Annotated in this window: 23 protein-coding genes; 17 read left to right on the top strand and 6 right to left on the bottom strand. The window is 61.2% G+C overall.

What is annotated here, in order from left to right:
- The first annotated feature begins 2 nt into the window (after nucleotides 1–2).
- From AC0JZ8_RS19355 to lpxK, 5 genes are all read left to right on the top strand, one after another.
- Nucleotides 3–806, top strand: a complete 804-nt coding sequence (locus AC0JZ8_RS19355; protein ID WP_471893229.1) for a 3'(2'),5'-bisphosphate nucleotidase CysQ — start codon at nucleotides 3–5, stop codon at nucleotides 804–806.
- A gap of 62 nt (nucleotides 807–868) precedes the next feature.
- Nucleotides 869–1,105 (top strand): DUF4170 domain-containing protein, encoded by a 237-nt coding sequence (locus AC0JZ8_RS19350; RefSeq protein WP_471893228.1) that lies wholly within the window; start codon nucleotides 869–871, stop codon nucleotides 1,103–1,105.
- A gap of 167 nt (nucleotides 1,106–1,272) precedes the next feature.
- Nucleotides 1,273–2,601 (top strand): lipid IV(A) 3-deoxy-D-manno-octulosonic acid transferase, encoded by a 1,329-nt coding sequence (gene waaA, locus AC0JZ8_RS19345; RefSeq protein ID WP_471893227.1) that lies wholly within the window; start codon nucleotides 1,273–1,275, stop codon nucleotides 2,599–2,601.
- The gene (locus tag AC0JZ8_RS19340; protein ID WP_430240948.1) at nucleotides 2,601–3,359 is read left to right on the top strand and encodes an HAD family hydrolase; all 759 of its coding nucleotides are present in this window, start codon (nucleotides 2,601–2,603) and stop codon (nucleotides 3,357–3,359) included. Before waaA ends, AC0JZ8_RS19340 begins: the two co-directional genes overlap by 1 nt.
- 3 nt (nucleotides 3,360–3,362) lie before the next feature.
- Nucleotides 3,363–4,403, top strand: a complete 1,041-nt coding sequence (lpxK, locus tag AC0JZ8_RS19335) for a tetraacyldisaccharide 4'-kinase (RefSeq protein ID WP_471893226.1) — start codon at nucleotides 3,363–3,365, stop codon at nucleotides 4,401–4,403.
- Nucleotides 4,404–4,435: 32 nt separating this feature from the next.
- On the opposite strand, the gene AC0JZ8_RS19330 is transcribed toward lpxK, so the two are convergent.
- Together AC0JZ8_RS19330 and mutL are read right to left on the bottom strand one after the other, a co-directional pair.
- Entirely contained in the window at nucleotides 4,436–4,669 is a 234-nt protein-coding gene (locus AC0JZ8_RS19330) for a DUF2093 domain-containing protein (protein WP_471893225.1), read from the bottom strand.
- 79 nt (nucleotides 4,670–4,748) lie between these two features.
- The gene (gene mutL / locus AC0JZ8_RS19325) at nucleotides 4,749–6,572 is read right to left on the bottom strand and encodes a DNA mismatch repair endonuclease MutL (RefSeq protein WP_471893224.1); all 1,824 of its coding nucleotides are present in this window, start codon (nucleotides 6,570–6,572) and stop codon (nucleotides 4,749–4,751) included.
- A 326-nt stretch (nucleotides 6,573–6,898) separates the two neighbouring features.
- On the opposite strand from mutL, the gene AC0JZ8_RS19320 reads away from it, so the two are divergent.
- The 3 genes from AC0JZ8_RS19320 (at nucleotide 6,899) to AC0JZ8_RS19310 (ending at nucleotide 12,218) form a co-directional block, all read left to right on the top strand.
- On the top strand, nucleotides 6,899–8,581 hold the full coding sequence (locus AC0JZ8_RS19320; RefSeq protein ID WP_062453698.1) for a response regulator: 1,683 nt from the start codon (nucleotides 6,899–6,901) through the stop codon (nucleotides 8,579–8,581).
- Nucleotides 8,582–8,692: 111 nt separating this feature from the next.
- Nucleotides 8,693–10,048, top strand: a complete 1,356-nt coding sequence (locus AC0JZ8_RS19315) for a putative bifunctional diguanylate cyclase/phosphodiesterase (RefSeq protein WP_471893223.1) — start codon at nucleotides 8,693–8,695, stop codon at nucleotides 10,046–10,048.
- Nucleotides 10,049–10,172: 124 nt separating this feature from the next.
- The gene (locus tag AC0JZ8_RS19310; RefSeq protein WP_471893222.1) at nucleotides 10,173–12,218 is read left to right on the top strand and encodes an oxidoreductase; all 2,046 of its coding nucleotides are present in this window, start codon (nucleotides 10,173–10,175) and stop codon (nucleotides 12,216–12,218) included.
- A 90-nt stretch (nucleotides 12,219–12,308) separates the two neighbouring features.
- On the opposite strand, the gene AC0JZ8_RS19305 is transcribed toward AC0JZ8_RS19310, so the two are convergent.
- Together AC0JZ8_RS19305 and AC0JZ8_RS19300 are read right to left on the bottom strand one after the other, a co-directional pair.
- A complete protein-coding gene (locus AC0JZ8_RS19305; protein ID WP_062453695.1) occupies nucleotides 12,309–12,917 on the bottom strand; it encodes a PRC-barrel domain-containing protein in 609 nt (202 codons plus the stop codon).
- A gap of 227 nt (nucleotides 12,918–13,144) precedes the next feature.
- Nucleotides 13,145–14,038: an SMP-30/gluconolactonase/LRE family protein gene (locus tag AC0JZ8_RS19300; RefSeq protein WP_471893221.1), complete on the bottom strand. Its 894-nt coding sequence runs from the start codon at nucleotides 14,036–14,038 to the stop codon at nucleotides 13,145–13,147.
- 189 nt (nucleotides 14,039–14,227) lie between these two features.
- Between AC0JZ8_RS19300 and AC0JZ8_RS19295 the strand changes: the two genes are divergently transcribed.
- The 9 genes from AC0JZ8_RS19295 to AC0JZ8_RS19255 all read left to right on the top strand — a co-directional run bounded on the left by AC0JZ8_RS19295 (nucleotide 14,228) and on the right by AC0JZ8_RS19255 (nucleotide 23,020).
- Nucleotides 14,228–14,962, top strand: a complete 735-nt coding sequence (locus tag AC0JZ8_RS19295; RefSeq protein ID WP_062453693.1) for a helix-turn-helix transcriptional regulator — start codon at nucleotides 14,228–14,230, stop codon at nucleotides 14,960–14,962.
- A gap of 379 nt (nucleotides 14,963–15,341) precedes the next feature.
- A complete protein-coding gene (locus AC0JZ8_RS19290) occupies nucleotides 15,342–16,508 on the top strand; it encodes an Mrp/NBP35 family ATP-binding protein (RefSeq protein ID WP_471893220.1) in 1,167 nt (388 codons plus the stop codon).
- Nucleotides 16,509–16,780: 272 nt separating this feature from the next.
- A complete protein-coding gene (locus AC0JZ8_RS19285; protein WP_192086963.1) occupies nucleotides 16,781–18,682 on the top strand; it encodes a potassium transporter Kup in 1,902 nt (633 codons plus the stop codon).
- A 239-nt stretch (nucleotides 18,683–18,921) separates the two neighbouring features.
- Nucleotides 18,922–20,097, top strand: a complete 1,176-nt coding sequence (locus tag AC0JZ8_RS19280) for a cell wall hydrolase (RefSeq protein WP_062453690.1) — start codon at nucleotides 18,922–18,924, stop codon at nucleotides 20,095–20,097.
- A gap of 243 nt (nucleotides 20,098–20,340) precedes the next feature.
- Nucleotides 20,341–20,694, top strand: coding sequence for an AtpZ/AtpI family protein (locus tag AC0JZ8_RS19275; RefSeq protein WP_062579350.1), 354 nt, complete (start codon nucleotides 20,341–20,343; stop codon nucleotides 20,692–20,694).
- 63 nt (nucleotides 20,695–20,757) lie between these two features.
- Nucleotides 20,758–21,510: a F0F1 ATP synthase subunit A gene (locus tag AC0JZ8_RS19270; protein WP_062453688.1), complete on the top strand. Its 753-nt coding sequence runs from the start codon at nucleotides 20,758–20,760 to the stop codon at nucleotides 21,508–21,510.
- A gap of 67 nt (nucleotides 21,511–21,577) precedes the next feature.
- Nucleotides 21,578–21,805, top strand: coding sequence for a F0F1 ATP synthase subunit C (locus tag AC0JZ8_RS19265; protein ID WP_037087706.1), 228 nt, complete (start codon nucleotides 21,578–21,580; stop codon nucleotides 21,803–21,805).
- 80 nt (nucleotides 21,806–21,885) lie between these two features.
- Nucleotides 21,886–22,530: a F0F1 ATP synthase subunit B gene (locus AC0JZ8_RS19260; protein WP_371816117.1), complete on the top strand. Its 645-nt coding sequence runs from the start codon at nucleotides 21,886–21,888 to the stop codon at nucleotides 22,528–22,530.
- A gap of 4 nt (nucleotides 22,531–22,534) precedes the next feature.
- On the top strand, nucleotides 22,535–23,020 hold the full coding sequence (locus tag AC0JZ8_RS19255; RefSeq protein WP_062453686.1) for a F0F1 ATP synthase subunit B: 486 nt from the start codon (nucleotides 22,535–22,537) through the stop codon (nucleotides 23,018–23,020).
- Between the two features lie 52 nt (nucleotides 23,021–23,072).
- Here AC0JZ8_RS19255 and AC0JZ8_RS19250 read toward each other — a convergent pair whose 3' ends face one another.
- Both AC0JZ8_RS19250 and AC0JZ8_RS19245 read right to left on the bottom strand, forming a co-directional pair.
- A complete protein-coding gene (locus AC0JZ8_RS19250) occupies nucleotides 23,073–23,783 on the bottom strand; it encodes a ribonuclease HII (protein WP_471893401.1) in 711 nt (236 codons plus the stop codon).
- Between the two features lie 240 nt (nucleotides 23,784–24,023).
- Entirely contained in the window at nucleotides 24,024–25,181 is a 1,158-nt protein-coding gene (locus AC0JZ8_RS19245; protein ID WP_062579354.1) for a PA0069 family radical SAM protein, read from the bottom strand.
- Nucleotides 25,182–25,236 lie beyond the last annotated feature (55 nt).

Raw genomic sequence — 25,236 nt, 5'->3', positions numbered from 1 at the left:
CGATGGCTGGCGCGGAAGGGCAATGGCTTGAAGATCTGGACCTGATCCGCGATGCCGCCCGTCAGGCCGGCGAGATCGCGCATGGCTATTTCGGCCAGTCGCCGGAAGTCTGGTGGAAAAACGAGGGCTCGTCGCCCGTCAGTGCCGCAGACTTTGCGGCAAACGACATTCTCCAGAGCCTGCTTCTGACCGCCCGTCCCAATTACGGCTGGCTGTCCGAAGAAACGGATGACGACGACGCCAGGCTTTCGCTCGACACGCTGTTCGTGGTTGATCCGATCGATGGCACGCGCGCCTTCATCAACGGCGAAAAGACCTGGTGCGTCTCCGTCGCAGTCGTCCACCTCGGCCGGCCGGTTGCGGGCGTCCTTGTGGCGCCCGCACTCGGCGAGGAGTTCTTTGCCGTCAAGGGCGGTCAGGCGATCCGCAACGGTGCTCCGATCACGGTCACCACGCCGGATCACGATAAGCTCGTGATCGCCGCCGATGAAAGTCTTGTGAAGAAATTTGATCAGCCGTTTCGAAGCGAGGTCGAACGTCATCATCATATCCCGTCGCTCGCCTACCGGTTGGCCATGGTGGCAGACGGCCGCCTTGATGGCACGGTGGTCAAGCGCAACTCGCACGACTGGGATCTCGCGGCTGCCGACCTTATTCTCGAATGCGCCGGCGGACGGCTGACGGACCTTTCCGGCAGCCTGCTCACCTACAACCGGCGCCAGGTCCGCCACGAGATGCTGGTGGCGGGCGCCGAGCACGCACTGGAACGGCTATTGCCGCAGATCCGGGGATTTCCGGCAGCTTGACCTTTGTGGCGTAATGCCGCAGATGAGGGCCGGGCGGAGAGGATAAAAGGGACAGGATGGACATGACTGCGACGACTGACAAGAAACAGCTTCTGCATCTGGTTTTCGGTGGCGAGCTTTCGAGCCTCGAAGAGGTTCAGTTCAAGGATCTTGCGGCGCTCGATATCGTCGGCATCTATCCCGACTACGCATCGGCCCTGACCGCCTGGCGCAGCAAGGCGCAACAGACGGTCGACAACGCCCAGATGCGCTATTTCATCGTTCACATGCATCGCTTGCTCGAGCCGGGCGCGAAGTAACGCTGAAGCAAGCCTGATCTGCCAGGTTACGAAATGCCAAGGTCTCGAACATCTGGTCCGGGACCCCTTTTTGACGCATTTGTGAATCACAGAATTTCGGCTACTGATAAGTCATCAGAAGGACGACAGGGATTGACGACGGCCATCATGGAGCAGGGGCGAAAGCGATGAGCGGCAGAATGGCTCGCATGGCCCTGGCGGGATACCGCCTGGCCGGCATCGCGCTCTATCCTTTTGCCGGGCCGTATCTCACGTACCGGTCGATGAAGGGCAAGGAAGATTCCTCGCGCCGTCTCGAAAGGCTCGGCTATGCCAGCCTCCCGCGCCCGCGCGGACCGCTGGTCTGGGTTCATGCCGCAAGCGTCGGCGAAACCATGTCGATCATGCCGCTGATCCGCGAACTTCGCCGTCGCGAGATCCATGTCCTGCTGACGACAGGGACCGTTACATCCGCAGCACTGGTCGATGCCAGGCTCGGCGATGAAGTCATTCATCAATATGTGCCGTTCGATCTGAAATTCTCCATCAAGCGCTTTGTCTCCTACTGGAAGCCGGATGCGTGCATTACGGCCGAGTCCGAAATCTGGCCGACGACGGTGGCCGAGCTGGCGCGGCGTCGCATCCCGCAGATCCGCGTCAATGCACGCCTCTCCGATCGCTCGTTCACGCGCTGGCACAATCATAATACCATCGCCGAAGCGCTGTTCGAAAAGCTGGCGCTCGTGGTGGCCCAGTCCGATCTTGATGCCGAGCGTTTCCGTGATCTCGGCGCCTGGCCGGTCATCGTGTCGGGCAACCTCAAGACCGACACCGACCCGCCGCCATGCGACGAGGAGCTTCTGGCCCGCTACAAGGCCGAAATCGGCGAGCGCAAGACCTGGGCTGCGATCTCCACGTTCGATGGCGAGGAAAAGGCCGCCGCCACCGTGCATCGGGCGCTGAAGCCGAAAAGCAACCTGTTGACCATCCTCGTGCCCCGTCATCCGGATCGCGCAGATGCGATCGAGGAGATGCTGAAGGCGGAGGGGCTCACCGTCGCCCGCCGCTCGCGCAACGACACGATCACGCCGGAAACCGATATTTTCCTCGGCGATTCCATCGGCGAAATGGGTCTTTATCTGCGGCTGACCGAAATCTCCTTCGTCGGCAAGTCGTTGACCAACGAGGGCGGCCAGAACCCGCTGGAGCCGGCCATGCTCGGATCTGCCGTTCTGTCCGGCCCGAACATCGACAATTTCCGCGATGCCTACCAGCATCTCGTCAAGAAGGGCGGTGCCCGGATGGTCCGCGATGTCGAAATGCTAGCAAAGGCCGTGCATTACCTGATGATCAACGACCTTGCCCGCCGCAAGATGGTCGAAGCCGGCCATGACGCGATGGACGAAATGCGCGGTGCACTGGCAAAGACCGTCAAGGCGCTCGAACCTTACGTCAATCCGCTCACCGTCAGCGCCAGACTTCAGCCGAAGACAGCCGCCGCCGGTGCTGCACGCTGATGGCCGGGGCGACAAGCGACGTGGTGGATATGGACTTCTCGCATATCGCCGGCATCCTGTTCGACAAGGACGGCACGCTTTTGCACTATGATGCGAGCTGGGGACCGGTGAACCGCGAAGCGGCCCGCATCGCGTCGGGCGGCGATGCGGATCTGGAAACGCGCCTCCTGCAAGCCGGCGGCATGGATCCCGTCTCCGGCCACACCCGTGCCGATAGCCTGCTTGCGGCCGGCAATGCCGCCGAGATCGCCGCAGGTTTCGTGTCCGCAGGCGCCCCCATGGATGTGGCAGATCTCACCCGTCAGCTCGATGCACTCTTCGTGCGCTCGGCCGAATATTCCGTTCCGGTCACCGATCTCGCCGCCTTCTTCGGCGCGCTGAAGGCACGCGGCCTGAAGCTCGGCATCGCCTCCAGCGACAATGAGGAAGCCATCCGCCAGACGGCGATCCGTTTTGGCTTTATCGATCATGTCGATTTCATCTGCGGCTATGACAGCGGTTTTGGTGTGAAGCCGAAACCCGGCATGTTCCTCAAATTCTGCGAAGTCGTCGGTCTCGACCCCGCGCAGGTGGCGATGGTCGGCGACAACAATCACGACATGCATATGGGCGAGGCGGCAGGCGCCGGCATCAAGGTCGCGGTTTTGACCGGGACCGGTTCGCGCCAGACGCTGTCGACTGCCGCCGATCTCTGCCTCGACGATATCTCCGCCTTTGCCGCCCTCCTGCCGGTCTCGGCACCGGCTGCGGCGGGCTGAGCGGTGGTTTCCGAAGCACCGCCATTCTGGTGGACGAAGGCCGACTGGCGCGTCTGGGCGCTGTCGCCGGTGTCGTTTGTCTATGGTGCCGTGTCCGGTCGCCGCATGGCGAAGTCGAAGCGGGCGCAGGCGCCGCTGCCGGTCATTTGCGTCGGAAACTTCACCGTCGGCGGTGCCGGCAAGACACCGACGGCGATCACGCTTGCCCGCGCCGCCAAGGCGAAGGGTCTCACCCCCGGCTTCCTCACCCGCGGCTATGGTGGATCGCTCGACGTCACGACAATGGTCGATCGCTCCAAACACAGGGCCGAAGCCGTCGGCGACGAAGCGCTGCTTCTCGAGCGCGAAGCGATGACCGTCATTTCCCGCCGCCGCGTGGACGGTGCGAGGATGCTGGCGCAAAACGGCGCCGACCTGATCATCATGGATGACGGGTTCCAGAGCGCCCGTCTCTCGATCGATTTCGCGCTTGTCGTGATCGATTCCGTCCGCGGCATCGGCAACGGCCATCTCGTGCCGGGCGGTCCCGTGCGGGCACCGCTGGCCGAGCAGATGCGTCAGGCCTCCGCCATCCTCAAGGTCGGCAACGGCGACGCGGCCGACAGGATCGTGCGCCAGGCATCGCGCGCCGGCAAGCAGGTCCACGTCGCGACACTCGATCCAAGCCCCGGCCAGTCGCTGGCGGGCACAAATCTTCTCGCCTTTACCGGGATTGCCGATCCGGAGAAATTCTACCGCACCGTCAACAGCGTCGGCGGGCTGATTTCAGAGCGCCGGTCGTTCCCGGATCATCATTTCTTCACGGCGGATGAAATCGAAAGCCTGCTGGAGGATGCCGACAGGAACGGTCTCCATCTCGTGACGACGGCAAAGGACGCGGTGCGTCTCGTCGGTCATCACGGTCCCGCCGAAAAATTGCTCAACCGGGTACAGGTGGTGGGCGTGGAGATGATCTTCGACAATCCGAAGGCGCCCGGCCAGATCATCGATGCGGCTTTCGCAAGGTTTCGGGAGCGTCGCTTGAAGAACGGCGTGAAACCCTGATCAGGGCGCAAACGCGCGTCGGTTGATTGTGCTTAAGCCCGGCTCTGGTTCGGCAGTATGCCGGCGCGCTTGTCGGCTTCCAGCGAGGACGCGCAATCGGCATAGGCTTCCTGCCGCGCCACGCTCCAGTATTTGAGCTCGTCGACCGGGATCTGTGCTCCCGTCATCGCGCAGATCACGTACGACCCGCTGCTGACGATCTGGTAGTCGCCATCCAGGTACCGGATTTTCGCCTCGCGGAAGCTGCCGCCTTCGAACCGGTTCATCTGTCTGCGTCTCCTGCGAAAAAACATCGGATTGCTCGCGCGTTATGCCGTCATTCCCTACACCGCGTCTGGCGCGCCTTCAAGTCCGCCCGAACAGGCGTTCGATGTCGGACAGCTTGAGTTCGATATAGGTCGGGCGGCCGTGGTTGCAGGTGCCGGAACCGGGCGTTGCCTCCATCTGGCGCAAAAGCGCATTCATCTCGTCGGGCCGAAGCCGGCGCCCTGAGCGCACCGAGCCGTGGCAGGCCATGGTGGCCGCGACATATTCCAGCTTGCCGCGCAGGGCACCGGCCGTGCCCCATTCGGCCACTTCGTCGGCGAGATCGCGGATCAACGAGGATGCATCCACTTCGCCCAGCATCGCCGGCGTTTCGCGCACCGCAACCGCGCCGGGACCGAACCGCTCGACCGCCAGCCCCAGCCGGTCGAGTTCCTCCGCATGCAGCATCAGCCGGTCGCAATCCTCTTCCGGCAGATCGACGATCTCCGGAATGAGCAGAACCTGCGACGCCAGTCGCTTGTCGTTCAAAGCCTGACGCAGCGCCTCGTAGACCAGCCTCTCATGGGCTGCATGCTGGTCGACGATGACAAGGCCGTTTTCCGTCTGGGCGACGATATAGTTCTCGTGCACCTGCGCACGCGCCGCACCGAGCCGGTGGCGCTGCCTGTCTTCCGAAACGTGCACCGTTTCAGATATGGCATCGTCCGTGCGGGCCGCCGGCATGGTCAAACCGTCGAAATCCTGTTGCGCCCGTTCCCCGAAGCCGAACGGTGCCTGCAGCGGCCGCGACGGAGAGGCCGCCGGGCTCCAGGGAGCGGGCGTCGGAGACCGATAGGCGGGCGAAGCCGAAAACCCTGCCGAGAATCCAGGGCGGAACGCCTGCATCATGCCGGATGCGCCGGTCGTGTTCGCCCGGTCGCCCTCGCGGTGCAACGCCTCGCGGATGGCGCCGACGATCAACCCGCGCACCAGCCCCGGATCGCGAAACCGGACGTCTGCTTTGGCCGGGTGCACGTTGACATCCACCAGCGCCGGATCGAGCGTGATCGACAGCACCGCCACCGGATAGCGACCGGACGGCATCCGCTCCGCATAGGCACCGCGGATGGCCGACAGGATGAGCTTGTCCTGCACCGGCCGTCCGTTGACGAAAGCGTATTGATGTCCGGAATTGCCCCGGTGGAATGTCGGCAGCCCGACAAAGCCTGTGAGGCCCACATCCTCGCGCATCGCGTCGATCTCGATCGCATTGTCGCGAAACTCGGCCCCGAGAACCTGCGCCATGCGCGCCAGATGGTCCTCGCCGGTCGCCGGCAGGTCCAGCGTGGTGCGGTCGGAGCCCGACAGAACGAAACGCACATGCGGAAAAGCGATCGCCATGCGCTTGACGATTTCGGTGATCGCACCGGCTTCCGCCCGTTCGGTCTTCAGGAATTTCAGGCGTGCCGGCGTTGCAAAGAAGATGTCGCGAACTTCCACCACCGTGCCGGGATTGGCCGGTGCCGGCCGCGCCGCGGTCGTCTTGCCGCCGGTCACCGACACCTGCGAGCCGCTGTCGCTCCCTTGGCGCCGGCTGGTGATCGTGAGTTTCGCGACCGACCCGATCGACGGCAGTGCCTCGCCGCGAAAGCCGAGCGTTCTGATATCGTCGAGCGTCGTCGCGATCTTCGAGGTGCAGTGGCGGCGGATCGCGAGGTCGAGATCGGCGGGCTCCATGCCCGATCCATTGTCCGTGACGCGCAGAAGAGACTTGCCGCCGCCCGCCGTGGCGATCTCGATGCGCGTCGCACCCGCATCGATGGCGTTTTCGACCAGTTCTTTGACAGCGCTCGCGGGTCGCTCGATGACCTCGCCGGCAGCGATCTGGTTGATGAGCGTTTCGGAAAGCTGCTTGATGAACATGGCGCTATTTTCAAGGATTTCCGGCGGGAAGGAAAGGCTGCCGGATGGTTTGTCCCCTGCAAGCCCTGCAGCAAGCCTATCTTAATTCGGCCTTAACCGAAAACCGATATTCAATCTGAGTTGAACAGGATGAACCCGGGAGAGCGCCAGCTCTCCGCAGAGGAACCGATGTATGGGCCGGCTGGGCACCCGTACACGAGGATCGGCCCTTTGTTCGAGGACTTGAAGCCAGCATGTGTCTTACCCGACTTGATTAATTGAGACGGATTGCACCGCATGGTGCCGGCGATTGGCCGAGTCTGTGAACACACAGGGGGTTTTGTCACATGAATGATTTGGCGTCGGCGGACGCGGACATTCAGACTGCGATGATGGAAGTGATTTCCGAGGCGATCTCGGGTGGGCACTCAGGCGGCCTTGTCGTCTACGACAAGAACGACCTGTTGATCTTTGCCGGTCAACAACTGACCATCCTTCTCGGCATTCCTGACAGCGTCCTTGCACCCGGTACACGGCTGCGCGATCTCCTTGGTGCCATCTATGACGGCGGCGGACGGTTCATGTCCGAGACCGGCGGCACAAAACGATTGCTCAGCCGCGACGACTGGATTTCCGACAATATTGCCACGCTCTGGAAGGAGCGGCACGAGGCGCTGATGCGCCGTGGTGCCGATCGCTGGATCAGTCTTGCCAAACGGCGCCTGCCGTCAGGCTACGGCGTCTGCATCCTCCGGGACGTTTCCGAACAGCGCAAGCGCGAAGAGCAGTGGCGCGCCGACATGGAGCGTGTGCAGTTGACCGAGGATATCCTCGACAACCTGCCGTTCCCGGTCATGGTCAAGGACACCAATCTCGCCTTCGTCGCCGTCAACAAGGCTGCCTGCCGCTTTCACGATCTCCCCGCCGAAGCGCTGCTCGGCTGCACGGGGACCGACATCCATGCTCCGGCCTTGGCCCAGCGGCTCGACGGTATCAACCGCCGGGTGGTGGAAGACGGCGAAGAGATCCAGCTGCCGGAGCGTCTGACGCGGCCGGATGGCTCGCAGATGGTGATCGTCGCCAACAAGTACCGGATCGGCAAGCCGGGCCGGTACTATCTCGTCACCGCCATGCAGGACATTTCCCGGATGGTGGAGGTGGAAGAGGACGGGCGTGGCTTTATCCGCCTGTTCGACGACCCCAATCTGTTTTCCGCCAAGCTGCATCGCAAGAGCAAGATGCGGGACGCTTTGCAGGGCGCGGATCCCGATATCGCCGGAAGCCAGATCCTGATCGTTTCAAGCGACCCGCTTTTCACCGGAACCGCGAAGGCGATCCTTGCGGATTTTCAGGTCGAGGCATCCTCGGTCGTTGATGAACACGAACTGGCGCTTTGCCTCGAACTCGTGTCCAACGCCGCGGTCAGGGTCGATCTCATCGTCGCGGATCGCGATCTGGCATCCGCCTGCCGCGCCATCGGCTCAAATTACGACAAACAGGTCGTGGCCTTCGATGCTGCGGCTCTCGAAGAGCATCTCGTTCCCACCCTCAGCCGCGAACTGACCAAGTTGCGTGGACCTGTCGAACAGGACGAAGAAGACAACTGGCAGATCCTGCCCGATGACCCTCAGCCCTGCGTCGATATCCTTGTTGCTGAAGATAACGAGGTGAACCAGATCGTGTTCTCGCAGATCCTCGAAAGCCTCGGGTACCGCTATGCGATTGCGGTCGATGGAGAAGAGGTGGTCAGGATGTGGCACGAGCTTCGTCCTTCGCTGGTGCTGATGGATGTCACTCTGCCGACCCTGAACGGCTTCGAGGCAGCGCGGGCGATCCGCACGCTCGAGGAAGAAGGGCAGGCGTCGACACCGATCGTCGGCGTCCTCGCCCAGGCATTCGACCGCGACCGCGAGGAATGCTTTGCATCGGGAATGGACGACGTGATCCTGAAGCCGATCAGTCCCGATGTGCTGGAAACCCTGTTCGCGAAATTTCTCGTCGTTGCCGGTTCGCAGCAGATGCTGTCTTGAGCATGGATCGGAAGCGCGGACGGCTATCCCGAAACGCTACGGTTCCGCTATGAAATGTTAAGCTTTGTCCCGCATCGTCGCCTATCAAATGTGGTGCAAGCGGATAAACTTATGACGTTGGCGGAAAACCCGTTGCCGCAGCTCCGTCAGCATGAGCTGCAGGCCAAGGCTTATAGCGACCCGCTTACGGGTCTTGGAAACCGACACCGTATGCGCGACAAGGTTCACCTTCTCGCCGCAGAGCGTGCAGCCGATCCCGCCCCGTTTACTGTTTGCATTGCCAATCTCGATGGTTTCAAGCCGATCAACGACCTGTTCGGCATGGAAGCAGGCGACGAGATCCTCTGCCAGGTCGCGCATCGCCTCAAGGCCTGCATTCCGGATGGCGCAACGGTCACCCGTCACGACGGCGACGAGTTTGCCTTCGTGCTGCCGCTCGTCTTCGAGCGCACCGGCGCCGAACGGATCGGCCAGATGATCCGGGATGTTCTTTCCGCACCCTATGATCTGGGGGATCGCAATGTGCGTCTCTCGGCGTCCTTCGGCTTTGCCATCTACCCCTTCGCCGGCGAGCATTTCGAGGAACTGCTGAAGAGCGCCGAAACCGCGCTTTACCGGTCCAAACGCCGCGGTCGCGGCCAGATTACGGTCTATTCCCAGGAAATCGCGCAGGAGATGATGCGCGCGACGCAGCTTGAACAGGCGCTGCGCCATGCAATCATCAGCGATGCCGTGGATGTCCATTTCCAGCCGATCGTGCGGCTCGACGATGGATCTGTCGTCGGGTTCGAGGCACTCGCGAGATGGAACGACAAGGATCTCGGTTTCGTATCGCCCGCCGTCTTCGTACCGCTTGCCGAAGAGCGCGGTTTCATCGATGCGCTGTCGGAAACCCTGCTGCGCAAGGCGGCCGAGGCAGCACTGTCCTGGCCGCGGGATCTGTTCCTGTCCTTCAATCTCTCCTCCGCTCAGCTGATGGATCCAACCACCACGGAAAGCATCCTTTCGACGCTCGCCCGCGTCGGGCTCGATCCGCATCGGCTGGAATTCGAGATCACCGAGACTGCTGTGATGACCTCGGCCGATACGGCAGAGCGCATCATCACGGATCTTCGCAAGGCAGGCGCACGCATCTCGCTCGATGATTTCGGCACCGGTCAGTCCAGTCTCGGACGTCTGCGCGACTTCACCTTCGACAAGGTCAAGATCGATCGCGCCTTCGTCTCCCGCATCACCTCGGACCGTGCCTCTGGACACATCGTCAGGGCGATCATCGCCATGTGCGACGGTCTGGAACTGGAAGTGGTCGCCGAGGGCATCGAGCAGCCGGAAGAAGCGGAAATGCTGCAATCGCTGGGCTGTGCCATGGGGCAGGGCTATTACCACGGCAGACCCGCCGATACGGCCTCGACGCTGCGGTATCTGAGCACCCATCACCGCGACTTCATGACCCCCGAACGGGACTGATCTTCCGCCTCCACCACCGTTGAGGAGAGGGCGCGGAGTGGACAGTCCGCGCCGCGTCTGATGCTCGCACGGGGCTGTCCGCTGCGCGATGATGTGGTTTTGCAAGCCGCATTGCGAGATCACCATGTCCGTTTCAAACGATCCCCTTCTGCAGCCGTTTCAGCTGAAGCATCTCACCCTCAAGAACCGCTTCATGTCGACGGCTCACGAACCGGCCTATTCCGAAGACGGCATGCCGAAGGATCGTTACAGGCTCTACCATCTCGAAAAGGCAAAGGGCGGCATCGCGCTCACCATGACCGCCGGTTCCGCGATCGTCTCGCAGGACAGTCCACCCGCATTCGGCAACCTGCACGCCTATCGCGACGATATCGTGCCGTGGCTGAAGAAGCTCACCGATGACTGTCATGAATACGGCACGGCGGTGATGATCCAGCTCACCCATCTCGGTCGCCGGACCGGATGGAACAAGGGCGCCTGGCTTCCTGTGCTGGCGCCATCTCCCATTCGCGAACCCGCCCACCGCGCCTTTCCCAAGGAAATCGAGGACTGGGATATCGAGCGCATCGTCGCAGACTATGCCGATGCCGCCAGCCGCATGCAGGCGGCGGGTCTCGACGGTATCGAGATCGAAGCCTACGGCCACCTGATCGACCAGTTCTGGTCGCCCGCCACCAACCACCGCGACGACGCGTTCGGCGGATCGCTCGAAAACCGCATGCGGTTTTCGACCATGGTGATCGATGCAGTGCGAAAATCCGTCGGTCCGGATTTCATCGTCGGCATCCGCCTGGTTGCCGACGAGAACTGGGACAAGGGGTTTTCCCGCGAAGAGGGGATCGAGATCTCCCGCCGGCTGGTGGCGTCGGGTGGCATCGACTTCCTGAACGTCATCCGCGGTCATATCGATCACGATGCGGATCTGAACGAGGTTATCCCGATCCAGGGCATGCGATCCTCGCCGCATCTCGACTTTGTCGGCGATGTCAGGAAGGCGACGAAATTCCCGGTCTTTCATGCAGCCCGAATCGCCGATGTTGCAACGGCCCGGCATGCGGTCGCCGAAGGCAAGCTCGACATGGTCGGCATGACCCGTGCCCACATTGCCGATCCGCATATCGCGAACAAGGTAGCAAGTGGCAAGGAGGCGACCATTCGCCCCTGCGTCGGTGCGACCTACTGTCTGGATCGCATCTACGAGGGAGGAGAGGCTCTCTGTATCCACAATGCGGCGACGGGGCGCGAAGCCTTGCTGCCGCATGTGGTCGAAAAGGCGGCAGCTGTCCGAAGGGCCGTCGTGATCGGTGCCGGTCCTGCCGGGCTCGAGGCGGCCCGCGTGCTGGCAGAGCGCGGCCATTCCGTCACCGTGCTTGAGGCAACGGGGGAGGCGGGTGGCCAGATCAATCTTCTGGTTCGCAATCCGCGCCGCCGCGAGATGATCGGCATCATCGACTGGCGGCTGGCGGAGCTTGAGCGGTTGGGTGTCGAGATTTGCTACGACGTGTTTGCCGGCGCCGACGATGTCCTCGAACTCGAGCCAGATCTCGTCGTCGTCGCGACCGGCGGCATACCGCAATCGCCGCAACTTGAGGCGGGCGAAGAGCTTCTGACCTCCAGCTGGGATATTCTCGCCGGATCTGCCAAACCCGCAGGCCCGGTTCTGCTGTTCGATGACAATGGCGGCCATCCGGGTATGAGTGCCGCCGAAGTCATCGCCACATCAGGCGCGGATCTCGAGCTTGTCTCCCCCGAACGCTTCTTCGCACCTGAGATGGGGGGCATGAACCATGTCCCCTACGCACGGATTTTTGCCGAGAAGGGTGTCCGCGTGACGATCAACACGCGGTTGAAGTCGGTGCGGCGTGACGGCAATGCATTGGTGGCAAGCCTCGGATCCGATTACGCAAAGGATGTGGTCGAGGAAAGGCGTGTCGCACAGGTCGTGGTCGAGCACGGCACGGCCGCGAACGCGGATCTCTATTTCGAGTTGAAGCCGCTCTCGCGCAATCTTGGCGCCGTGGACTACGCGATGCTGATCAACAGAAGAGCGCCGCTGCTGCCGAAGAACCCCGGCGCGGCTTTCGATCTCGTGAGGATCGGCGACGCTGTGGCAAGCCGCAATGTCCATGCAGCGATCTACGATGCACTGCGATACTGCTCGCTTCTGTAAACCGCGCACGAAAAAGGCGGCATTATCAATGCCGCCTCTTCCATTCAATCGTCTGTCACGTGGCGTGTAGCCCGTTCCAGGTCCCTAAAATTAGTTCTTAGGAGCCGTCGACGGCGTTGTGGCGCCATTTTCAGCCGGTGCTGCCGGAGTGCCCGGAGCCGGGTTCATCGTGGACGACGTGGTCGATGTGTCGGATGCTGCCTGCTTGTCGTCCAGTGTCTTGAACTCTGGAGCAGACTTCAGCGCTTCGGCCGTTTCGGTGGTCGAAAGACGCACTTCGTTGTTGTTCTGTGCGTCGCGGGTGAGCGTCAGCTTGCTGATCGGAAGGGCTACATCCTTTTCGCCGATGCCGAGGAAGCCGCCGACGCCGACAACTGCTGCAACGAGTCCGCCGTTTTCTTCAAACAGGAGGTCGTTGACGTCACCGATGCTTTCGTTAGCCGAATTGTAGATCGACTTGCCGATATAATCGTTGGCGCTGACCTGGGTGGTCGCCTGTTCTGTCAGGTAATTGCCGTCTGCAGTGGTAGCCATGCCACCTGCTGGTGCAGCCGGGGTCGTTGTCGTGGTATCGGCCGGTGCCGAAGGTGCTGCCGGTGTCGCCGGAGCAGGCTGTGCCGTCTGGGCAAAAGCCGGCGCAAGTGTGGTGGACGCCATGAGAACGGCTGCTGCGGCGATCGTGCTGAGAGTCTTTTTCATCGTGTTCCTACCTTTTCCATCTAATTCGTCGTGAAGGACGGCTTCTCGGATTGAAGGGCCGTCTCGACCAAGAAGGACGCGTTCGTTCTGCTTGGCTTCGGTAGGGAAATGGCCGAAACGCCGGTTTGGTTCCGCATTTCCATGCCGTTTTATTAGGCAGAGACTGCGGAACGTTTCAGCACTTGGCGGGTTTGGGGCTTTATCAGCGAGAATATAGATCCTTAAAGTCAGGCCGAGTATCGGGGTTCCTGACCAAGCGTGACTGGAACGGCGAGTTCGAACAACGCTCCCGCCAGCGGATCGGAGGTTCGGGCGTCCTGGTCCATTCCCTCCCAGGCTGATGTGACAGCCAAGCGCCCATTTCCGATCACGACAGGGCAGGTCGTTCTCTTGGCGGGCACTTCGAAACGCGCGAGAAGGACGCCGTCCAGACCATAGTGGTCGACCGCACCTTCACTCCAGCGGGCGTTCCAGATCGTGCCGTCCTGATCGCAGATCGCGCCATCCATTCCACCGGGGCTGCCGCTGCCATCGATGAAGAGGGTGGGTTTTGACGTCGGGAGTCCGGTCAATGGATCAAGGTCGACACGCATGAGGTGGTTGATGCGCGTGTCGACATAATAGCCGATGCTTCCGTCAGGCGAAAAGCAGATCGCATTCGGAATGCTCATTTTGTCAAACAGCGTCGTGACCTTGCCGCCCACGACATGATAGATCGCACCCGCGCCTTCCGCAGCGGTGCGCCCCATCGTGCCGATCCACAGCGCACCGGAAGGGTGCAGCCGGCCGTCGTTGGAGCGGTTGTCCGGCTTGTCCTTCTCGAGGTCGCAGTGCAGGGTCAGTTCGCCGGTGGCGCGATCCCGTATGAAGAGCCCTTGATCGGAGGCGATCAGCTGCCGCTCGGCGTCGATCGGGACGAGAACGCTCCCCATTATGGGGAGGATCTGCACAGATTCTTTGCCGGTGTTGATGTCGAGCGAGCGAAGCTGCTTTTCGAGAATGCTGAACCACCAGATCGTCCCGGTGTCCGCATCGAAGCTGGCTCCTTCGCCAAGTTCACAAGGCGTCGAGGACAATACGCTACCCTGGAACGGGTGAGAGACAAAATCGGCTGTGGTCACGGGCATCCTCCGCAGAAGCTTCTGTTCGTTGCAGAATTAACGCGAACCGCCGCGATGGCTAGCCGCGTCATCAGATTTTCCCTGACAAATTCCTGAAACCATGCGACAAGATTCGCAAATGCGAGAACCTATCACCATCACGTGGTGACGTTTGCGTGCGTAAGGTCTGGTCGGAGCAAGAAGCAGTACATGTCTAAGACCGAAAAAGCCGAAGAGATGTCCTTTCTCGACGGCAGTGTCGCCGAAATCGCCACCCTGCAGACCCAGTTTGATGTCATCCGGTTCCTGAAGCGAGTGACGCAGTATTATAACTGTCGCACCTTCATGGTTCTCAACCTTCCGTCGATCACGTCGCGCGAACTGTCCGAAAATACCGTCGTTACCAATTGGCCGGCAGAGCTGATGTCGCAGTTCGACAAAAGCGGTCTGATGCAGACCAGCTCCGGCCTTGCACATCTGCGCAAGTTCACGACGCCCTTCGTCTTCGATCTCTCGAGCGATCGCGGCGTGATCAATTCGAGCGACGAGGTCACGCAGATCTTTTCCGGGTTCGGCATCCAGCGCGGCGCCTGTTTCCCCGTCCATGACCGGCTCGGCAATCGCGGCGCCGTTTGCTTCGGCGGTACGGGCAAGACATTTGACCAGCAGCAGATGATGGAACTGCATTATCTCTCGGTTCACGTCTATGAACAGCTGGCGCAGATCCGCAGCCTCGACGTCAAGACCAACGATGTCCTGACCGAACGCGAAGTCGATTGCCTGAACTGGACGGCTGCGGGTAAGACCAGCGCGGAAATTGCCGAAATCCTTGGACTCTCCGAGCACACCGTAAACCATTATCTCAACCGCACGGCCCGCAAGCTCGATACCGTCAACCGCACCCAGGCGGTTGCCAAGGCGTTGAGATCCGGAATCATCAAGTAACGATGCCGGCGATCATTATTTGATCAACGCCTCTGTTTTCTACGCGGTCAATTGATCGTTCACTGGGCAAATTCCCAACGCTCTCCAGTTGCGTGTCCCTAACACCCTGTTTCGACTACGTAAACATCCGCATTACGGTCTGGCATGGTTCGTGCTTGTTTACAGGCAGGTCCAGAGGGGGCTGAAAGCGTCCCAAGAGGCGCGATAAAAACAAGCCGCTATCCGGGGCGCCGTCTGGCTGCCATCCGGGTAGCGGCTTTCTTTTTTCTGACGTGGGGCGTTTCAACGAAGCGTCTTGCTCGAGACCGGTGACACTTCCTATATAAGCCTTGGATCCGGCGCGGGCAGTTTGTGTCGAGATCGCTATCAGGAGCAGGCAATGTCGGACGTCACCAAGGAACAGGTTCTGGCGGTTCTCGCGAAGATTCGCGGACCCGACCTCGAGGGTGATATCGTCTCTCGCGGAATGGTCTCCGACGTCTTTATCTCCGACAAGAAGGTCTATTTCTCGATTACGGTGCCGGCCGATCGCGCAACCGAACTCGAGCCGCTGCGCATGGCCGCCGAACGGACGGTCGCCGCGATGCAGGGCGTCAACGGCGCGCTGGTTACGCTGACGGCCGATCGCAGAGCTGGAACGGCACCTGCCAAGACGGCACCTCCGCCAAAGCTGCAAGCGCCTGCCGCCGGTCACGCGCATCCGCACCCCCCCGCCACACCCGGGCCGAGACAGCCCGCACCGAAAGCCGGCGTTCCGGGCGTGGGTGCCATCATCGCGGTGGCGTCCGGCAAGGGCGGCGTCGGCAAGTCGACGACAGCAGTCAATCTGGCGCTGGGTTTCCAGGCCAACGGTCTCAAGGTCGGCATTCTCGATGCTGACATCTACGGCCCGTCCATCCCGCGTCTCCTCAACATCTCCGGCAAGCCGCAGCAGCTTGAAGACCGGAAGATCGCCCCGATGCAGAACTATGGTCTGAAGGCGATGTCGATCGGCTTCCTGGTCGAGGAGGGCACCGCGATGATCTGGCGCGGCCCGATGATCCAGTCGGCACTGCTGCAGATGCTGCGCGAAGTCGGCTGGGGCGAGCTCGATATTCTCGTGATCGACATGCCGCCTGGAACCGGCGACGTGCAACTCACGCTCGCCCAGCAGGTGCCGCTCGCCGGTGCCGTGATCGTCTCGACGCCGCAGGATCTCGCCCTGATCGACGCCCGCAAGGCCATCGCCATGTTCGGCAAGGTCGAGATACCCATCCTCGGCATCATCGAGAACATGAGCTACTTCCTCGCTCCCGATACGGGCACCCGCTACGACATCTTCGGCCATGGTGGCGCAAAGTCGGAAGCCGAGCGCATCGGCGTTCCCTTCCTCGGCGAAATCCCTTTGACGATGGACATCCGCGAACGCTCCGACGCGGGCACGCCGGTCGTCGTTTCCGACCCGGACAGTGCATCCGCCGCCGTTTATCGGGAGATCGCATCCAAGGCCTGGGCAGAGATTAAGGGCAAGCCGCTGCGCAAGGCGCCTGCCATCGTTTTCGAATAGAACCTATTCGAGTTTGGACGGTCTCCCGGGCAGGAATACACGGTCAGTGGCGGTCAATACTCTGAAATCGCCTCTCTTTTCGTTTCGAAATTGTTAAACATCGCCGCTAGACGTCTGCGGCGATAGTGAAAGCATGCAGTTGCAGCCCTTGCCTTGTGCAATTGCTGTCTTTATAGGCGCCTCCCGCCGGAGGGCACTTCCTTGCTCTTCGCGGGCGGAGCGAAGTATCCGCATTTTTCCGTTGAAAGGCTGGCTCGAACGCCAGATGCCGAATGGGCCACCCAGCAGAACATAGTGCCGCCGAGAAAACCAAAGGACATGGGCTGTTCGCGCTTGCGCTCGGCTCTGTCGGTGTCGTCTATGGCGATATCGGCACGAGCCCGCTCTATGCCTTTCGCGAGGCGTTGAAGCCCGTCGCCCATGACGGCGTCACGCAGATGGAGATCATCAGCCTCATCTCGCTGATGATCTGGACGCTGACCATCATCGTCACCTTCAAATACGTTCTCTTCCTGCTGCGCGCCGATAACGATGGCGAGGGTGGCACGCTGTCGCTTCTGGCGCTCATGACCAAAGGAGCGTGCGGCCATCGGGCTGTCCTGATGCTGCTCGGGCTGATCGGCGCCGCGCTGTTTCTAGGCGATGCGATGATCACGCCGGCGCTGTCGGTCCTGTCGGCGGTGGAAGGCCTGAAATACGTATCACCGCATTTCGAAAGCGCCGTTCTGCCGATTTCGATTGCCATCCTGGTTGCGCTGTTTGCCATCCAGTCGAAGGGCACCGGCATGGTGGCGAAGTTCTTCGGACCGATCACCGCCATCTGGTTTCTCGTGATGGGCGGCATCGGCCTGGTGCACATTTTCGACGACCTCAGCATTCTGGCCGCCTTCAATCCATTGCATGCCTTCCAGTTCATGAGCGAAGAAGGCTTTGCCGGCGTCGTCGTTCTCGGCGCCGTCTTCCTGACGGTGACAGGTGCGGAAGCGCTTTATGCTGATCTCGGCCATTTCGGTCGCCGTCCCATCCAGTGGGCTTGGTTCGTCTTGGTCTTTCCGGCGCTGACGCTGAATTATCTCGGTCAGGGCGCCATGGTGCTGAGCCATCCCGAAGCGATGAGCGATCCGTTCTATCTGATGTTCCCGCAATGGGCGCTCGTTCCGGTCATCATTCTCGCCACCTGCGCCACCATCATCGCAAGCCAGGCTGTCATTACCGGCGCCTTCTCGCTGGTGCGCCAGGCGATCCATCTCGGCTATCTGCCGCGCATGCAGATCCTGTTCACCTCGGAAACCAATACCGGCCAGATCTTCCTGCCGGGCGTCAACACGCTGCTTCTGGTCGGCGTCATCGCGCTGGTTCTTGGTTTCGAGAGCTCCGATGCTCTGGCCACCGCCTACGGAATCTCGGTGACCGGCGCCATGGTGGTGACGACGCTGATGGCGTTCGAGTTCGTTCGGCTGAGATGGCGCTGGCCGCGTGTGCTGGCAACCCTTGTGCTCGCGCCGCTTCTGCTGCTCGAATTCGTTTTCCTGGGCGCCAATCTCTTGAAGATTCATGATGGCGGCTGGGTGCCGGTCATGATGGCGATCGGCTTTACCGTCGTCATGTGGACCTGGAAGCGGGGTGCTGCGATCCTGTTTGAAAAGACCCGCCGCATCGATGTGCCGCTGCAGACCTTTATTCCCATGGTGGAAAAGAAAAGCGATCATGCTCCGGTGTCCGTGCCAGGCGTCGCCATCTTCCTGACCGGTGATCCGCAGACAGCACCGGCGGCCTTGCTGCACAACATCAAGCACAATCACGTCCTGCATGCGAAGAACGTCATCCTGACCATCATCACGGTCAACAAGCCGCGCGTATCGATCGAGGATCGCTACCGGGTCGAGAAGCTGTCGGATCGGTTCACGGTCATCGAACTGCGCTTCGGCTTCATGCAATCCCACAATGTCTCGCAGTCGCTTGCCTATCTGAGAAAGACCGGCTTCAAGTTCGATATCATGTCGACGTCGTTCTATCTCGGCCGACGCAAGCTGGTACCGGACGCAGCCTCCGGCATGCCCATGTGGCAGGACCGGTTGTTTATCGCGCTCGCCAATGCCGCAACCGATCCGTCCGACTATTTCCACCTGCCGGCCAACCGCGTCGTCGAACTGGGTTCGCACGTCATCATCTGACGGAAAGGTCGCCCAAAACCCGCGTGGCATTTCGGACACGAGCCTCTGACGTTTAAGTGAAAATGCCCAAATCCCAGCGTTACAAGGGATTCTGTCTATAAGCGTTAACTGCTCATCAAGGTTAATGATTGATGTTTGACCCATCGATCAGTCATTGAGGTCCCTGGTTGACCTGCCTTGTGGAGTAGCCGGTTTTGCGTTCGAAGACCGTACAGCGTCGAAAGTCCTCTAAAGTGGCCATGCCGGCGGCTCGGACGAAGTCTCTTTTGCACCGCGCCCTGTCGCGCCGCGATATCTGGCTGGCGCCTGGCGTCCTTGGACTTGCTGCCTGGCTGGTGTTTCCAGCCGTTCCCGCACAAGGCGATCTCACCGATCTCCTCTCCGGCATCGATCGCGGCCGCGACCAGTGGCGCATGGTCATGACCAACTCGCCGGCCGGTTCTATTCATAACGCATCGCTTGCCTTTCCGGGTGGCGGTTCCGTGCTCGGCGGCGATGCCGGCATGACGCTGCCCGACGGTCGCCGCGTTGCATTCACCGGCAACGAGAAGTCAGGTGAGGACACGCCGGACGAAGACCGCGTCAACCGCGCGGAAAAGAAGAGCCGGATCGTAGCCGTCGAACAGATGCAGCCGCCGAAGGCCTTTTCGGCCGGGTCGATCCTCGAGCGTTCCAGCTCGCTGACCACGCCTGTGGATGCCAGCGATGAAATGACCGCCTTCGTCAAAGCCGAAGCCGACGACCAGCCGGTCGAGCTCGCCGAATTCTATTTCCGCAAGGACGAGGTAAAGGAGCCCGGTCTTCCTTCGATGCTCGCCGACCTCATCACCAACGAAAAGGCAGATGTGCTGGCAACCGCCTATGCACCGGCCAAGCCCGACTTCTCGCGTAAGTCACCCTTCGATGCGATCCTCGGCGCAAAGCCCGAAACCGGCCGCTTCATTCCGCCGATCGGCCCGGAAGACCACGCCTGGGCAGCAACGGCGCTGCCGGAAGAATCGTTTTCGCCCAAGCAGCAGCAATGCCTGGCCGCCGGAATCTATTTTGAAGCGCGCGGAGAAGAAGTGCGTGGCCAGGCAGCGGTCGCACAGGTTATTCTCAACCGCGTCCGCAATCCGCACTATCCGAAAAGCATCTGCGACGTCGTCTATCAGAACGAAGACTGGCGCAACCGCTGCCAGTTCTCCTTCGCCTGCGACAACATTCCGGACCGAATCCGCGCGCCGGATCATTTCGAAACAGCCCAGGAAGTTGCGATGGCGGTGACCGCCGGCAAGATCTGGTTGCCGGAAGTCGGCTCGGCCACTCACTACCACGCGGTCTACGTGCGTCCGAACTGGGCAAAGACCATGAAAAAGGTCGGACGCATCGGTCTGCACGTGTTTTACCGTACCTATGGTGGTGGTTGGAGCTGATAAACCCGGCCGATCTGTGAATATTCCCGCGAAGGTTTTGCCATGTTGCCGGGAATTCAGCGATAACCGCTTGAAATCGAAGCGTTAATTTCCCCTGAATCAAGGCCCGGCACCGCCTTGACTATAAGTCCTCTCAAAACTATGTTGCGCGCGACTTAGAAGCGGGCCGGAAGGCGCGAAACCCCGCTGGCTGCTGTTGCGGTTGGTCCGCTCCGAACAAGGGCGGATGGGAGGACGTGAGGGATGGACAACCGCGAGGATGGTCTGGAAGAACGCCGAAAGCGTCTGTCCGCACAATTGGCGGATCGGAAGGCTGGTGACGCGGTAGAGGCGAAGCGGGAAGCGCAATCTGAAGAAAGTCGAAAGGGCATGGCCCTCGGCTTCAAGATTTCCTCCGAATTCATCTCGGCTGTCGCAGTCGGCGCCATTCTGGGCTATGGACTGGATTACTATGCCGGCACGTCGCCGTGGGGGATGATAATTCTTCTCCTTCTTGGTTTCTGCGCCGGTGTTCTGAACGTGCTTCGATCCGTGGGCAAGGTGGCCGAGCCGCCGCCCTTGCGGAAAAAAGGCAGCGGGGACGGGGCAGGGCACTAACATGCTCGGTTTCGCAACACGAATTGAGCCGCCGGCATGGCGGCATATGAAAGAGGGTAAGCGGTGGCAAACGATCCGATCCATCAGTTCCAGATCAGCAAGATCGTCCCGATCGAGATCGGCGGTATCGACCTATCCTTTACCAATGCATCGCTGTTCATGACTGCTACGGTCGCCTGCGCAGCCGGCTTCCTGTATTTCGCATCGTCCGCCCGCAGCCTGATCCCGGGCCGCGCACAGTCGGTTGCCGAAATGTCCTATCAGTTCATTGCCAACATGCTGCGCGAAGGCGCCGGCAGCCACGGCATGAAGTTCTTCCCGCTGGTCTTCTCGCTGTTCATGTTCGTCTTGACGGCAAACCTGCTCGGCATGTTCCCGTACTTCTTCACCGTCACCAGCCAGATCATCGTCACCTTTGCACTGGCTCTGCTGGTGGTTGGCACGGTCATCGTCTACGGCTTCTACAAGCACGGCCTCGGCTTCCTGCAGCTGTTCGTGCCAAGCGGTGTACCCGGCGCGCTTCTGCCGCTGGTCGTCGTCATCGAAGTCATCTCCTTCCTGTCCCGGCCGATTTCGCTCTCCGTTCGTCTTTTCGCGAACATGCTGGCCGGCCACATCACGCTGAAAGTGTTCGCGGGCTTTGTCAGCTCGCTTGGAGCACTTGGCGCACTCGGCATCGGCGGCGCCATCCTGCCGCTCGCCATGACGGTCGCCCTGACCGGTCTCGAATTCCTCGTTGCCTTCCTCCAGGCCTATGTCTTCGCGGTACTCACATGCATGTACCTGAACGACGCGGTCCATCCCGGCGGGCACTAAGAATAACTACCAAATTGGCGTCCTGAGGCGTCAGTCATCAGCCGCAAACCCATTCAAGGAGTTCATCATGGAAGCGGAAGCAGCAAAGTTCATCGGCGCAGGTCTGGCTTGCTTTGGCATGGCCGGCACGGCCCTCGGCCTCGGCAACATCTTCGGCAGCTACCTGTCGGGCGCCCTGCGCAACCCGTCTGCCGCTGACAGCCAGTTCGGCCGTCTGGTATTCGGTTTCGCCGTTACGGAAGCTCTGGGCATCTTTTCGCTGCTCGTAGCTCTCCTTCTCCTGTTCGTGGTCTAATACCAGACCTGGACTTCGGATCACGGTCGTTTTAAAGCGCACCGTGATCCTTCGCATTTGGAATTCACCCGGAGGTGATGATGTTCGTGACTTCGGCATATGCGCAGACCGCGCCGGCCGCTCCTGAAACGCCTGCAGCACCGGGCGCCGCACCGGCGGCCGAACCGCATGCTGCTCCGGCTGGCGAAGTGCATACCGAAACCGGTGTCGCCCACGACACTGAGCACAGTGGCGCGTTTCCGCCGCTCGACTCATCCCATTTCGCGTCGCAGCTTCTCTGGCTCGTCATCACGTTCGGTCTCTTCTACCTTCTCATGAAGAAGGTGATCGTTCCGCGCGTTGGCGGAATCATCGAGGATCGTCACGATCGTATCGCCAAGGATCTCGAGGAAGCCGGCCGCGCCAAGGCGGAAGCCGATGCTGCCGTCGAGACCTATGAAAAGGAACTGGCCGCCGCCCGCGCCAAGTCGCACGGCATTGCCGAAGCGGCCCGCGAAGCCGCCAAGACCAAGGCCGCTGCCGACCGTAGCGCCATCGAAGCCGAACTGGCCGCAAAGCTCAGTGCAGCAGAAACCCGCATCGGCGAGATCAAGGACAAGGCTTTTGCTGAAGTCGGCCAGATCGCCGAAGAGACCGCATCCGCCATCGTCGATCTCATGATCGGCGGCAAGGCAAGCGGCGATGACATCAAGGCTGCCGTCGCGGCCGCCAAGACGGGGGCCTGATCGCATGGCATTCGACGCAACATTTTTCGCACTCGTTGGTCTCGTCATTTTCCTCGGCATCCTGATCTACATCAAGGTGCCGGGCATGATGGCAAAGTCGCTCGACGAACGCGCCGCCAACATCCGCAGCGAACTCGACGAAGCCAAGAAGCTTCGCGAAGAAGCCCAGGCGCTGCTGGCTGAATACCAGAAGAAGCGCAAGCAGGCCGAAGCCGACGCTGCCAGCATCGTGGCTTCCGCCGAACGCGAAGCCGCTGCCCTGACGGAAGAAGCCCGCCAGAAGACGGAAGAATTCGTCGCCCGCCGCAACGCGGTCTCCGAGCAGAAGATCAAGCAGGCGGAAGCAGATGCCGTGAGCGCCGTTCGCGCTGCCGCCGTCGACCTCGCCATCGCCGCCGCCGAAAGCGTCATCGCCCGCAAGGCCGATGCAGCAACGCAGGAAGCCCTGTTCAGGGACGCCGTAGGTACGGTTCAAACGCGCCTGAACTAAGCTTCAGATACATGAATTAAGAAAAGGCCGGGCGAAAGCTCGGCCTTTTGCGTTATGGGGTGAGGGTAATGTCCGAGGCCTGGAGATCGGCGAGATCGTCTTCCGGCAGCGGATCTTTCCGCATCGGACGAAAGCTCATCCGGTGGAGCGGGCAGGGGCCGTGGCTCGTAATGCCGTCGCGGTGCTGCTTGGTGGCGTATCCGACATGCTTGGCAAAGCCATAGGCCGGAAAAACGGTGCAGGCGCGACCCATCATCCGGTCGCGGGTGACTTTCGCCACGATCGAGGCCGCGGCGATGGAGACAGAGCGGCTATCGCCCTTGATCACGGCCTTGCCGGGGCAGGCGAGCCCAGGCGGCATGTCGCGGCCATCGGTGAGGAGATAGGCCGGCTTGATATTCAGTCCGATCACCGCACGCCGCATGGCGTCGAGACTGGCGCGCAGGATGTTACGCTCGTCGATGAGGCGCGGACCAGACGATGCAATCGACACATGCGCCGTCGCCATGATCATCGCAAACAGCGCTTCCCGCTGCTTCAGGCTGAGCTTTTTGGAATCGTCGAGACCGGGTGGAATGTTGTCGGGATCGAGAATCACGGCGGCTGCCACAACCGGACCCGCCAAGGGACCGCGGCCTGCTTCGTCGGTGCCAGCCACCGGCCAATGTCCGGCATCCCGCGCCATCAGCTCCAGGCTGAAATCTGGAACAAATGGCGTCTCTTCAAACAATGTCGGAGAATCGGGCGGCGTGCGAAGCAACATGGCGGCAGTTTCGCACGCCCGCCCGACCTCCGGCAACCCCCGGACAACGAGTGCGGCGTCGTTGCCCACCATCGGGGGCGCCCTTTCGGGATGATGGTGGGAACCGGGGGTCTTTCGGCAGGTGATATGCGGGAACCGTGCCGAAATTCAAAATTAATCGACCTGAATGAAAGTCGCTGTAACTCTCGCGACGTCATCAGGCCGTTTCGCAGGGACGACGGGTGCCCCTGCAGGCCAAATTCAAAGCAGCGAAAGCTGAATGCCCGCGCCATTCGGACGAACAAACAAATCGTCCCTAAGCGGCACGCCCCGACGCGTCATGCCGAGCCGCTTCGTTGCCATCTCGAAGCGTCGCCCGATCTGCCAGGCGTAAGGACCGGTGCCCTTCATCCGCTTGCCGAACTCCGCGTCATAATCCTTGCCGTCCCGCATCGAGCGAACGAGCGACATCACATGCCGGTAGCGGTTCGGGTAATGCTGCAGCAGCCAGTCGCGGAACAGCGGCGCCACTTCCAGCGGCAGACGTAAGAGCACGTAACTCGCCTCCGTTGCGCCGGCAGCGTGCCCCGCTTCCAGGAGCCGCTCGATCTCGTGGTCGTTCAGCGCCGGAATGATCGGCGAGGTGAACACAGCTGTCGGTATGCCAGCGTCCGAGAGCGCTTTGATCGCCTCGAGCCGTTTGGCGGGCGTCGACGCGCGCGGCTCCATGCTGCGAGCAAGCTTGCGGTCGAGGGTGGTTAGCGATATCGCGACCTTGGCAAGGCCCTTCGACGCCATGTCGGAAAGAATGTCGATGTCGCGGGTGACCAGCGACGATTTGGTGACGATTGTTACGGGATGGTTGGCCTTCTGCAGGACTTCAAGGATCTGGCGCATGACGCGCCATTCCCGTTCGATCGGCTGGTAGGGATCGGTATTGGTGCCGATCGCAATCGCCCGGACCTTGTAATCGGCCCTGCTCAGTTCGCGCTCCAGAAGCTTCGGTACGTCAGGCTTGGCAAACAGTTTCGATTCGAAATCCAGCCCCGGCGAAAGCCCCATGAAACTGTGGCTCGGCCGCGCGAAGCAGTAGATGCAGCCATGCTCGCAGCCGCGGTACGGGTTGATCGAGCGGTCGAAGGGAATGTCGGGAGAATCGTTTCGGGTAATCGCGGTACGTGGCTTTTCCACCTGCACCTCGGTCCTGAACGGTTCCAGTTCCTCGATCGTCTGCCAGCCGTCGTCGAAAGCCTCGCGACGCTCCGTCTCGAAACGTCCTGAAGGGTTCAGTCCGGCGCCACGACCGCGCCGGCGATCCCCCTCGATCCGGAGGCCGGAGGTCTTCACCAATGCATCGGCAATATCAGCCGTATGAGCAGGCGCGAATGCGTCCTGCCGCAAATGGGACAGCTCGTTCATGGGGCACTCCTGACGGGAAAAATTCCCGTTCTCGAATGACAAGATTCCTATCGCG

It is taken from the genome of Velazquezella soli (assembly GCF_977018685.1).
Note: the sequence above shows the minus strand (reverse complement) of the source record. Positions and strands in the feature narration are given on the sequence as shown.

Bases quoted from the DNA above. Each gene is read 5' to 3' on its own strand.
- AC0JZ8_RS19355 (WP_471893229.1), top strand. From the start codon at position 3: ATGGCTGGCGCGGAAGGGCAATGGCTTGAAGATCTGGACCTGATCCGC.
- AC0JZ8_RS19260 (WP_371816117.1), top strand. From the start codon at position 21,886: ATGTTCGTGACTTCGGCATATGCGCAGACCGCGCCGGCCGCTCCTGAA.
- AC0JZ8_RS19295 (WP_062453693.1), top strand. From the start codon at position 14,228: ATGTCTAAGACCGAAAAAGCCGAAGAGATGTCCTTTCTCGACGGCAGT.
- AC0JZ8_RS19275 (WP_062579350.1), top strand. From the start codon at position 20,341: ATGGACAACCGCGAGGATGGTCTGGAAGAACGCCGAAAGCGTCTGTCC.
- AC0JZ8_RS19280 (WP_062453690.1), top strand. From the start codon at position 18,922: ATGCCGGCGGCTCGGACGAAGTCTCTTTTGCACCGCGCCCTGTCGCGC.
- AC0JZ8_RS19350 (WP_471893228.1), top strand. From the start codon at position 869: ATGACTGCGACGACTGACAAGAAACAGCTTCTGCATCTGGTTTTCGGT.
- AC0JZ8_RS19290 (WP_471893220.1), top strand. From the start codon at position 15,342: ATGTCGGACGTCACCAAGGAACAGGTTCTGGCGGTTCTCGCGAAGATT.
- AC0JZ8_RS19340 (WP_430240948.1), top strand. From the start codon at position 2,601: ATGGCCGGGGCGACAAGCGACGTGGTGGATATGGACTTCTCGCATATC.
- AC0JZ8_RS19305 (WP_062453695.1), bottom strand. From the start codon at position 12,917: ATGAAAAAGACTCTCAGCACGATCGCCGCAGCAGCCGTTCTCATGGCG.
- AC0JZ8_RS19330 (WP_471893225.1), bottom strand. From the start codon at position 4,669: ATGAACCGGTTCGAAGGCGGCAGCTTCCGCGAGGCGAAAATCCGGTAC.
- AC0JZ8_RS19245 (WP_062579354.1), bottom strand. From the start codon at position 25,181: ATGAACGAGCTGTCCCATTTGCGGCAGGACGCATTCGCGCCTGCTCAT.
- AC0JZ8_RS19265 (WP_037087706.1), top strand. From the start codon at position 21,578: ATGGAAGCGGAAGCAGCAAAGTTCATCGGCGCAGGTCTGGCTTGCTTT.
- mutL (WP_471893224.1), bottom strand. From the start codon at position 6,572: ATGTTCATCAAGCAGCTTTCCGAAACGCTCATCAACCAGATCGCTGCC.
- AC0JZ8_RS19285 (WP_192086963.1), top strand. From the start codon at position 16,781: ATGGGCCACCCAGCAGAACATAGTGCCGCCGAGAAAACCAAAGGACAT.
- AC0JZ8_RS19255 (WP_062453686.1), top strand. From the start codon at position 22,535: ATGGCATTCGACGCAACATTTTTCGCACTCGTTGGTCTCGTCATTTTC.
- AC0JZ8_RS19315 (WP_471893223.1), top strand. From the start codon at position 8,693: ATGACGTTGGCGGAAAACCCGTTGCCGCAGCTCCGTCAGCATGAGCTG.
- AC0JZ8_RS19320 (WP_062453698.1), top strand. From the start codon at position 6,899: ATGAATGATTTGGCGTCGGCGGACGCGGACATTCAGACTGCGATGATG.
- AC0JZ8_RS19310 (WP_471893222.1), top strand. From the start codon at position 10,173: ATGTCCGTTTCAAACGATCCCCTTCTGCAGCCGTTTCAGCTGAAGCAT.
- waaA (WP_471893227.1), top strand. From the start codon at position 1,273: ATGAGCGGCAGAATGGCTCGCATGGCCCTGGCGGGATACCGCCTGGCC.
- AC0JZ8_RS19250 (WP_471893401.1), bottom strand. From the start codon at position 23,783: ATGTTGCTTCGCACGCCGCCCGATTCTCCGACATTGTTTGAAGAGACG.